9 protein-coding genes are annotated in these 9,397 nt (G+C 65.3%); 4 read left to right on the top strand and 5 right to left on the bottom strand.

Translation table 11 applies throughout. The features are described 5' to 3' along the window. The 4 genes from WAN02_RS02335 to WAN02_RS02320 all read left to right on the top strand — a co-directional run. On the top strand, positions 1-183 hold a 183-nt coding region (locus WAN02_RS02335), incomplete at its 5' end, for a cytochrome d ubiquinol oxidase subunit II (protein ID WP_422262472.1). 47 nt (positions 184-230) lie between these two features. Then, positions 231-1,844 (top strand): thiol reductant ABC exporter subunit CydD, encoded by a 1,614-nt coding sequence (cydD, locus tag WAN02_RS02330; protein WP_422262478.1) that lies wholly within the window; start codon positions 231-233, stop codon positions 1,842-1,844. Then, on the top strand, positions 1,831-3,537 hold the full coding sequence (gene cydC / locus WAN02_RS02325; RefSeq protein WP_422262470.1) for a thiol reductant ABC exporter subunit CydC: 1,707 nt from the start codon (positions 1,831-1,833) through the stop codon (positions 3,535-3,537). Before cydD ends, cydC begins: the two co-directional genes overlap by 14 nt. Continuing rightward, positions 3,534-4,073, top strand: a complete 540-nt coding sequence (locus tag WAN02_RS02320; RefSeq protein ID WP_422262468.1) for a DUF4190 domain-containing protein — start codon at positions 3,534-3,536, stop codon at positions 4,071-4,073. The genes cydC and WAN02_RS02320 overlap by 4 nt, the downstream gene beginning before the upstream one ends. A gap of 4 nt (positions 4,074-4,077) precedes the next feature. Here WAN02_RS02320 and WAN02_RS02315 read toward each other — a convergent pair whose 3' ends face one another. The 5 genes from WAN02_RS02315 to WAN02_RS02295 all read right to left on the bottom strand — a co-directional run. Then, the gene (locus WAN02_RS02315; RefSeq protein WP_422262476.1) at positions 4,078-5,472 is read right to left on the bottom strand and encodes a bifunctional lysylphosphatidylglycerol flippase/synthetase MprF; all 1,395 of its coding nucleotides are present in this window, start codon (positions 5,470-5,472) and stop codon (positions 4,078-4,080) included. Positions 5,473-5,582: 110 nt separating this feature from the next. Further along, positions 5,583-6,422: an acyl-CoA thioesterase II gene (locus tag WAN02_RS02310; RefSeq protein WP_422262474.1), complete on the bottom strand. Its 840-nt coding sequence runs from the start codon at positions 6,420-6,422 to the stop codon at positions 5,583-5,585. Positions 6,423-6,521: 99 nt separating this feature from the next. Further along, a complete protein-coding gene (pyk, locus tag WAN02_RS02305; RefSeq protein ID WP_422262466.1) occupies positions 6,522-7,940 on the bottom strand; it encodes a pyruvate kinase in 1,419 nt (472 codons plus the stop codon). A 61-nt stretch (positions 7,941-8,001) separates the two neighbouring features. Beyond that, a complete protein-coding gene (locus tag WAN02_RS02300) occupies positions 8,002-8,433 on the bottom strand; it encodes a DUF2752 domain-containing protein (protein ID WP_422262464.1) in 432 nt (143 codons plus the stop codon). Beyond that, the coding region (locus WAN02_RS02295; protein WP_422262462.1) for a prolipoprotein diacylglyceryl transferase family protein at positions 8,433-9,397 on the bottom strand (965 nt) is incomplete at its 5' end. The genes WAN02_RS02295 and WAN02_RS02300, both read right to left, overlap by 1 nt.

Raw genomic sequence — 9,397 nt, 5'->3', positions numbered from 1 at the left:
TGGAGCGTAACGGTCAGCAACGCATCCTCGAGCCCCTACACGTTGAAGGTCATGACGTGGGCCGCTGCCATTTTCGCGCCGCTGGTGGTGGCGTACCAAGGTTGGACCTATTGGGTTTTCCGTCAGCGCATTTCGGCTGACCGGATACCCCCGTCGATCGGCTTGGCGAGGCGAACACCCTGAGCGGTCGAGGTCCGCTGGATCGGCGTTTCGTCCGGACATCTACGGCACTGCGACGTTTCTTGGTTGCAGCGGTCGCGTGTGGGGTCGTGATCTCCGGTTGCGCAATCGCATCCGCGATCCTGCTGGCGCACATTGCTTCTCATGTCATCACCGACCCCGTGGCACGCACGCTCGCACAGTGGACGCCGATGCTGGCGATCCTGCTGTCGGTGTGGGTGGTGCGTGCAGTCGCGCACTGGCTTCAAACACGACTGGGCCAACGCGGCGCCAGCGCGGCCATCGCCGACCTCAGCATGCAGGTTCTGGCGGCAGTCACGGCTCGGCAACCCAGAGAGTTGGCGACACTGCGCGACGACGCGGCCGTGGTCGTGACTCGCGGACTCGACACGCTGCGCCCATATTTCACCGCATACCTGCCGGCCTTGCTGCTCGCGGCGATTCTCACTCCGATCAGCGCCGTGGTGCTTGGCCTCTACGACCTCAGATCGGCTCTGATCGTGGCGATCACGCTGCCGTTGATTCCGCTCTTCATGGTGCTGATCGGCCTCGCGACCACCGAGCGCTCCGCGGCGGCACTGGCAGCCATGACGATCCTGCAGGCGCGATTGTTGGACTTGATCGCCGGTATTCCGACGCTGCGGGCTCTAGGACGCGCCGACGGTCCCGAGCACCGAATCACCGCGCTGAGCGCCGCCCACCGGCGCTCAGCGATGGCGACGCTGCGGATCGCGTTTCTCTCGGCGTTGGTGTTGGAACTTCTTGCCACCCTGGGCGTCGCCCTAGTAGCGGTCAGCATCGGCCTTCGCCTGGTCTTCGGCGAGATCAGTTTGACCACGGGCTTGACCGTTCTCTTGCTGACACCCGACGTCTACTGGCCGCTGCGCCGCATTGGCGTGGAATTCCATGCCGCACAAGATGGCCGGGCTGCCGCCGACAAAGCCTTCGAGCTGATCGAGAGATGCCCGAATACCGTGCCGGGTTCACGCACGGTGTCGGCACGTGGCGCCGAGATTGTTCTCGACAGGCTGAGCGTCGCGGGCCGCGACGGGTGCCGCCCGAACGATCTCAGCGTCGTGATCCGGCCGGGCCGGGTTACGGTGCTCACCGGTCGCAACGGCGCGGGGAAAAGCACCGCGTTGGAGGCCATCGCCGGGCTGACCACGGCCACCAGCGGTCGAGTCACCGTGGCCGGGATGGATCTCGCCGATCTCGAACCGAACGGATGGTGGCAGCAGCTGTGCTGGCTGCCGCAGCGCCCGATACTTATCCCCGGAACTGTCGCTGACAACCTGTCACTCTTCGGCGCTCTTGCTGATAGCGAAACTGCTTGCGCGGCTGCTGGTTTCGACGACGTCTTGGCAAAGCTACCGGATGGAACGCGAACCGTCATCGGGCGCGGCGGCGTCGGACTGTCATTGGGGCAGCGACAGCGCCTCGCCTTGGCCCGAGCGCTCGGATCACGTTCACCGATACTGCTTCTCGACGAGCCCACCGCGCATCTGGATGCTGCGACGGAAATCCAAGTGCTGCAAGCGGTTGTCGAGCGTGCGCGCGCGGGCGACACGGTGGTGGTGGTCGGTCACCGCGAGCGGGTCATCGGGATCGGCGATCACGTCATCGACGTGAGCGCAGCAGAGGAGGTCGATCGTGCCAACGTCTGACCCGTTGCTCGTCGCGTTGCCGCTGCTGCGCCCACGTCTGCCACGATTGCTGCTCGGCATCGCGCTGGGGGCGTCATCGCTCGGCAGCGCACTGGCACTGGCGGCACTGTCGGCGTGGCTCATCACCCGCGCCTGGCAGATGCCACCCGTTCTGGATCTGTCGATCGCGGTTGTGGGCGTCCGCACATTCGCGATTTCTCGCGGCGTGCTGCACTATTGCGAGCGCCTCGTCGCCCATGACACCGCGTTACGGTCCGCGGGCGCCGCACGCGCACAGATCTATTCCCGATTGGCCCATGGGCCAATCGAGGATGCGACGCGATTGCACAGCGGGGACCTGGTCGCGCGGGTCGGCGCCGACGTCGATCAATTGGCCGATGTGCTGGTCCGTTCCGTCCTGCCGTTCGGTGTCGCTGCCGTGCTCGCGCTGGCTGCGATCGCGGCGGTCGGGGCCATCTCACCGCCGGCGGCGGTGCTGTTGGCGATCTGCCTGCTGGTCGCCGGCATCGTTGCGCCGTGGCTGGCGGCAAAAGCAGCGACCGCGCAGGAAGCGGTTGCACGTCAACATCATTCCTCACGCGATGTCGCGGCGATGCTGGCACTGGAGCACGCGCCCGAATTACGAATCGCCGGTCGGCTGCCGAGCATCGTCCTGGATTCGCAACGCCGGCAACGGGCTTGGAGTGACGCCGTCGACGCAGCCGTTCGACCCGCCGCGTTGGCGGCCGCCATGCCCACCGCCGCGATCGGGGCGACCGTGCTGGGCGCCGTGGTGGCCGCAATGGGGCTGGCGGGCAGCAGTGCACCCACGACTTTGGCCATCTTGATGCTGTTGCCGCTGTCCGCCTTCGAGGCGACGACCCCATTGGCCGCCGCTGCTGTTCAGTTGACGCGATCGCGCATAGCGGCACGACATCTACTCGACCTGACGCCGGTCACAAGTCCAATGCCCACTCCGCCTCCCCCGTCGCGTCTGGCAGCGACGGCGACGCTGAGCGCCTGCCAGGTGTCGGTGGCACACTCCCGTGCGCGGGCGCCCGCCGCCGCGTCGGCGACGGTTGAGCTGGAGCCGGGGGCAAGGCTGGCGGTCACCGGTCCCAGCGGGTCGGGGAAGACCACTCTGTTGATGACGCTCGCCGGCTTGTTGACGCCCGGGCGTGGCGAGGTGACGTTGGCCGGTACACCATTGCGACTGATCGACGAACCAGAGCTGCGCCGTGCGGTCGGCTTTTTCGCTGAGGACGCACACGTGTTCGCGACGTCCGTCCGGGATAACCTGCTGGTCGCCCGTGGTGATTGTCCGGACCCCAATCTGGCCGCCGCGCTGAACCAAGTCGGCTTGAGCGCGTGGCTGGCCGACCTACCGGATGGTCTGGATACCGTGTTGGCGGCCGGGAGCGGTGCGCTGTCGGCCGGCCAGCGCCGAAGACTGCTGCTGGCACGGGCAATAATCTCGCCTGCGCGGATTGTGCTGCTCGATGAGCCCACCGAACACCTGGACGCCGTCGACGCCGAACCCATCCTGCGCCGCCTACTGGATCCGCAGGGTGGCCTGATTGCGGCGGGTCGGACTGTGGTGGTCGCTACCCACCACCTGCCCGACCACATCTCATATCCTGAATTGCGCATCGGCGCCGACGCGTATCCTGATGGACACCCGTCCAACGCCGCCCGACTAGAGAGCGAGTCATGACCGGATCTTCGGATACTCCGGACAGACGCGAAAACTTCCCGGGAACATCGCAAACTGGGCCGCCATATCCCTACCCATATCAGCCGGCCGCATCCCCCGGTGGCTACCCGTTGCCGCCGGGCTACGGTGGTTATCCTTCGCAGGCTGCCACGCCCAAGAATGGGCTGGGTATCGCCTCGCTGGTGCTGGCGGTCATCGGGCTTCTCAGCGTCGCAACGGTCTTCACCCCCATCGTTTTGGGAATCGTCGCGGTCATCTTCGGTTTCATCGGGCATGCACGCGCGAAGCGCGGCAGCGCCAGCAACGGCGGGGTTGCGATCGCCGGGATCGTGCTGGGCGGCTTGGCAATCGTCGTCGGATTGGCGTTCATCGCAATTTGGACGACAGTCTGGAAGGACGTCCGCGGCGGAGATTACATCGACTGCACGCAGAAGGCCGGCTCCAACCACGTCTTGCAGCAGCAGTGCGCCGACCAGTTCCGGCAGAGCGTGCAAGACCGGTTGAACGTGACGCTGACTCCGGCACCGAGCCGCTAGCACGCTACAGGCGGCGTCGTCGCGGCATGAGCTCCAGCGACAGCAGCACGAAGATCAGTGGCACCAGCTGTGTGAGAGACATCAGCACGTAACGCCGTTCGCCTATTGCGTGAAATTTGCGCAGATACCTACACAACGACTCAAGCGCGATCAACGGGTCAAGGCGGTGGATCAGCCAGTAGAAGGTTGCTTGCAGGCGGCCTCGGTCTTGCTCATCGAAGAGCTCTGGAAAAGCCGCGAAGGAAAGCGACACCCGTAGTGCGCCAGCATCTTTAGCAGCATTGATCACATCGACGCTGAGTCGTTCGTCGATTCCGTTGGGCGCGCCGCGCCGCCGCCACGGCACTTCAAGGGTGATTTCGCTGCCGCCACCGGCTGTAGCGTACCGGTGAAATCCCTGGGCACCTCCCGATTTGTCCCGCGCCACAGCCAGATGTATCCCTGGGAATCGGCCTTCGAGAACACCATCGAGGCTCATGCAGAATCCACGATCGGTACGTGCTCCGCTGGGCGATGCCCGCAACACCTCGGCTAGTTCAGCCACCAGCCTGTCGTCGAGGTCCTGCTCCGCGACGATCTCGGTGGTGATCCCGGAATTGTGGGTGCGCTGTACGGCCTGACGCAGGTTACGGAATTTGCGCCCGGCCATCGTGAAATCGGCCACGTCGATGACGACATCCCGGCCGATCGGTATCGGCCGCAACGACGTGCCCAATACTCTCGGATCGCTCCACAACTGAAGGCGGCGTTCGCTGCACGCCAGCACCACGATTCGCCAGCCATGGTCGTGGCAATGAGCCGCGAAATCGGCGATCAGTCTGGGGAACTGCGCCTCGTCGCCAACGGGGTCCCCGCTGACAACCGCGTAGCCCATACGCGTCCGGTACGAGATGGCCGCGCTGCCATCCGCGCTGAACAGGTAGCACTTGCCGGCTTGCATAGCGAAGGGTGCCAGTGGGTCGCCGTTGGTGGCATTGATCAATGCCCACACCCGAGACAGGTCGCCGGGCTGCCGTCGTGCCGCGATCGGCCACATGAGAACCAGACCGGATCCAGCGATCAACGCGGCGCCGAGGAGATCGAAAGTCAGTACCCGCGAGGCAATCCCGGCAAACAGGACGATGGCCGCAACGGCTGCGTGCCGAGTCGTGACCGGGCGACCCAGGAACAGACCACGCAGGACGAAGGCCACCGCGGCCAGCACCGGCACCAACCACTCCAGCCGATCGGTTGCGTGCCAGCCGGCCTGGACGTGGGCGCGCACGATGATCGCAATCAGCCAGCATGTCGCGCCGAGAAGAGCCGCGACGCCCATCCAGCGTGCAGCCGGTGAATTGACGTGAACGAGTTGCCTACCTGGGCGGACCCCAGGCGCGAGACCGAGCGGTGACTCTTTCACCCGCACCTCCGGCTGGCTCAACGACCTAACCAACATCGACGATACGCTTCAGATCGGCGTCGGCGTCGTAGCCGAAATCGAATGTTGCAGGGCGGTTTCCGCCTGTCCTATCAGCCTTTGTCGGGGAAATATTTGACCAAGCCTTCTTGCACCACGGTCGCTACCGGCCGTCTCGATCGATCGAAGAAATAGCCGCTGCCCAGCCCGCGCGAATCGGCCGCCACTGGCGAGGAAGTGGAGTACAGCACCCAATCGTTGAAATCCACTTGGCGGTGAAACCAGACCGAATGATTGACGGTCGCGGCAAAGATGCGGTCGAATCCCCACGAAAGTCCATGAGTCGTGATGATCGAGTCCAGCACAGTGGTGTCTGAGCAGAAAAGCATTGTGGCGGTGTGCAATACGGGGTCGTTGGGCAGCACGCCGTCAGCTCTGACCCAGACCCGATTGAAATCCAGCTGATCGCCTTTTTCGCGCATCACCCACGACGGGTCGTTGGTGTAACGCCATTCGATCGGTTGTAGTGCGTTGACGAAGTGCGGGACGGTCTCCTCGTAGCCACGCAACTGCTCCTTGACCGACGGCAACGCCTCCGGGTCGGCGACGTCGGGGGGCTCGACGCTGTGCTCGAGACCGCGGCCGCCGGCCAGGTAGGAGATCATCACCGTCGCCAGCAAGATGCCGTCCTGCATCACCTCGACGCGGCGGTTGGCAAAGCGCCTCTCATCGCGCAGCCGGACGACATGGAATTCGATGTCCTTGTCGGTGTCGCCGCCGTTGATGAAGTGCGCGGACAGCGAGTTGGGGGGCAGATCGCGGGTGCGGGTGCGGGCAGCGGCCACAAACGATTGCGCCATCATCAGCCCGCCGAACGTGCGAGGCGGGTTCTTGCTGGGATGGGTTCCGACGAAGACGGCGTCGCCCATCTGGTGCAGGTCCAGCACCGCCATCAGCTCGTCGAAGTCAGACACCGGCCCAGCCTAGTAGCCAGCCTTCTCAACCCTCCGCTTCGCGGAGCGCATCGTCGGCGGGCGGCTTAGTCAGCTGAGCTATACGTCCTCTTCACCGATGCGGTGCACATGAATCAGGTTCGTCGAACCCACGGTGCCCGGGGGTGCGCCCGCGACGATGACCACCAGATCGCCGCGCCGGTAGCGGCCGAGCGACAGCAGTGATTTGTCCACCTGACGGATCATGCCGTCGGTGGTTTGCATGATCGGGACGATGAACGTCTCGGTGCCCCAGGTCATGGCCAGTTGGCTGCGCACCTCGGGCAGCGGGGTGAACGCCAGCAACGGCAGCGGCGTGTGCAGGCGGGCCAGTCGCCGAACGGTGTCCCCAGACTGGGTGAATGCGACCAGCGCCTTGGCGTCGAGCCGTTCGCCGATATCGCGGGCGGCGTAGCTGATCACTCCGCGCTTGGTGCGTGGGACGTGCGTCAGCGGCGGGGCGGCCGTCGAATTCTCCTCGACGGCACAGATGATGCGGGCCATCGTCTGGACCGCGGCCAACGGGTACTTACCGACCGAGGTTTCGCCGGACAGCATGACTGCGTCGGCGCCGTCGAGCACCGCGTTCGCGACGTCGGAAGCCTCAGCCCGTGTCGGACGCGAGTGCTCGATCATCGATTCGAGCATCTGAGTCGCCACGATCACGGGTTTGGCGTTCTCCCTTGCCATTTGGATGGCGCGCTTCTGAACCAGCGGTACCTCTTCCAGCGGCAGCTCGACACCCAGGTCACCCCGCGCGACCATCACCGCGTCAAAGGCCAGCACGACCGCTTCGAGGTTGTCGATCGCCTCTGGCTTCTCGAGTTTGGCGATGACCGGCACTCGCCGGCCGACGCGATCCATCACCTCGTGAACCAGCTCGACATCCGACGGAGAACGGACGAACGACAGTGCCACCATGTCGACGCCCAAATGCATGGCGAACTCGAGATCGTCGACATCCTTTTCGGACAACGCGGGCGCCGAGACACTCATCCCAGGTAACGACATTCCCTTGTTGTTGCTGACCGTGCCGCCCTCGGTGACCCGGCACACGACGTCGTCGCCATCGATGTGATCGACCACCAAACCGACGTTGCCGTCGTCGACCAGAACACGGTCACCGGGCAGCGCGTCTTCGGCCAGCTGCTTGTAGGTGGTCGAAACCCGGTCGTGGTTGCCGGCGCAGTCCGCAACCGTGATCCGCACGAATTCGCCGTCAGCCCAGTACGTCGGGCCGTCCGCGAAACGGCCGAGTCTGATCTTGGGGCCCTGGAGGTCGGCGAGCACGCCGACGGCGCGCCCAGTCGCGTTAGAGGCGGCCCTCACCCGGTCATAGGACGCTTTGTGGTCGCTGTAGTCGCCGTGGCTGAAGTTCATTCTGGCGACGTCCATTCCGGCTTCGACCAGCGCCCGGACCACCTCGTCAGAGCTGGTGGCCGGACCGAGAGTACAGACAATCTTTCCGCGTCGTGCCACGACGACTGAGCATAGTCGCGCTAGCTGAGCATCTCGCGTCAGTTACGGATCGAGCAGCGGGCTAATGGGTGAGCAGCGTCGGAATCAAGGGGAATCCCGGCAGGTTGCGCACGATTGTCCAGGCCAACAGTGTGATCACGACGGTCGCGGCCGCCGGGAGTGTCATCGGTGACTTTCCGCTGCGTCGGCGCAGTAGAACAAACGCGGCCAGCAGCGGGATGCCGACCAGGAGCAGGACGTTGTCGTTGATCGCCCCGACCAGGTCACCATGCAGGACGTCGTGCGTCATCCGCAGCCCGCCGCAGCCGGGGCAGTTCAACCCGGTGAGCAGCCGGAACGGGCATTGCGGAAAGAACGAGCCGGGTCGATGCGGGTCGACCAGTCCGATGTAGCCGAGTGCGCCGGCCAGGACTGCGCCCGATCCCAGCAGGGCGTACGGGTGGTGCCAGCGCCCAGCAGGCCCGGTCGGGCCGTGCTGCGCCGGACTGGTCATCAGTCGTGGTCCGGCTTGGACGGGCTCGACTCGGTCGGCTCAGCGTCGGCATCGGACTCTGCGGCGTCCGGCGCTGCGTCGGTTTCGTCGTCGTCATCGTCGGCAGACTGCTCGGCATCGTCCGCAGACGGCTGGGCATCGTCCTCTCCAGATTCGACCGTCGCCTCGTCCTCGGCCGCTGGGGCGTCGTCGGACTCTGGAGTCGGGGCCACCTCGACCTCCGGCGAGTCCACTTCGGCCGCATCGGCCTCAGGCGCGACGGCCTCAGCTTCGACGTCAGGTTCATCGACCGCGGCCGTGTCGGACTTCTCTGCGTCCCCAACCTCGTCGTCGGGGGCGACGGGCGACGTCGTCTCGGCTGCTGGTGTCGTCTCCGGCGCTGCATCGTCGGCGTCGTCGATCGAGTCGGGTTCCAGCAACTCAGCCGCCGAGCCGCTGAGCGTCGCCGGATCTTCGCGACCCTTGGGCGCCAGGATCAAATACACCACCGCGCCGATGAAGACGAACATCGAAGTGAAGGAGTTGACTCGGATGCCGGCGATATGCGTGGCGGTGTCGTCGCGGAGCAGCTCGATGCAGAATCGCCCAACGCAGTACAGCGCAACGTAGGCCGCGAACAGCCGGCCATGCCCGATGGTGTACCGCCGGTCCAGGAAGATCAGGATCGCGAATACCAGCAGGTCCCAGAGCAATTCGTAAAGGAATGTGGGCTGGACAACCATCGCAAGCTGCCCGGTCGACACCCCGTCGAGCGAATGGACGTCGACGAATCCGGCCGGGTCGCGACGGTAGAAGATCTCCAAACCCCACGGCATCGTGGTCTCGCGGCCGAACAGCTCTTGGTTGAAGTAGTTCCCGATCCGGCCGATCGCCTGCGCGAGAACGATGCCGGGTGCGATCGCGTCGCCGAAGGCCGGAAGCGGAATGCCACGACGTCGGCAGGCGATCCAGGCGCCCACACCGC

Source organism: Mycobacterium sp., assembly GCF_049281135.1.
Classification (GTDB): Bacteria; Actinomycetota; Actinomycetes; order Mycobacteriales; family Mycobacteriaceae; genus Mycobacterium.
This window is presented reverse-complemented; position numbering and strand designations above follow the sequence as displayed.

Excerpts from the sequence above, each read along its gene's own strand:
- WAN02_RS02310 (WP_422262474.1), bottom strand. The coding sequence starts at position 6,422 with ATGGCGGTGCTGGACCTGCACCAGATGGGCGACGCCGTCTTCGTCGGA.
- WAN02_RS02320 (WP_422262468.1), top strand. The coding sequence starts at position 3,534 with ATGACCGGATCTTCGGATACTCCGGACAGACGCGAAAACTTCCCGGGA.
- WAN02_RS02300 (WP_422262464.1), bottom strand. The coding sequence starts at position 8,433 with ATGACCAGTCCGGCGCAGCACGGCCCGACCGGGCCTGCTGGGCGCTGG.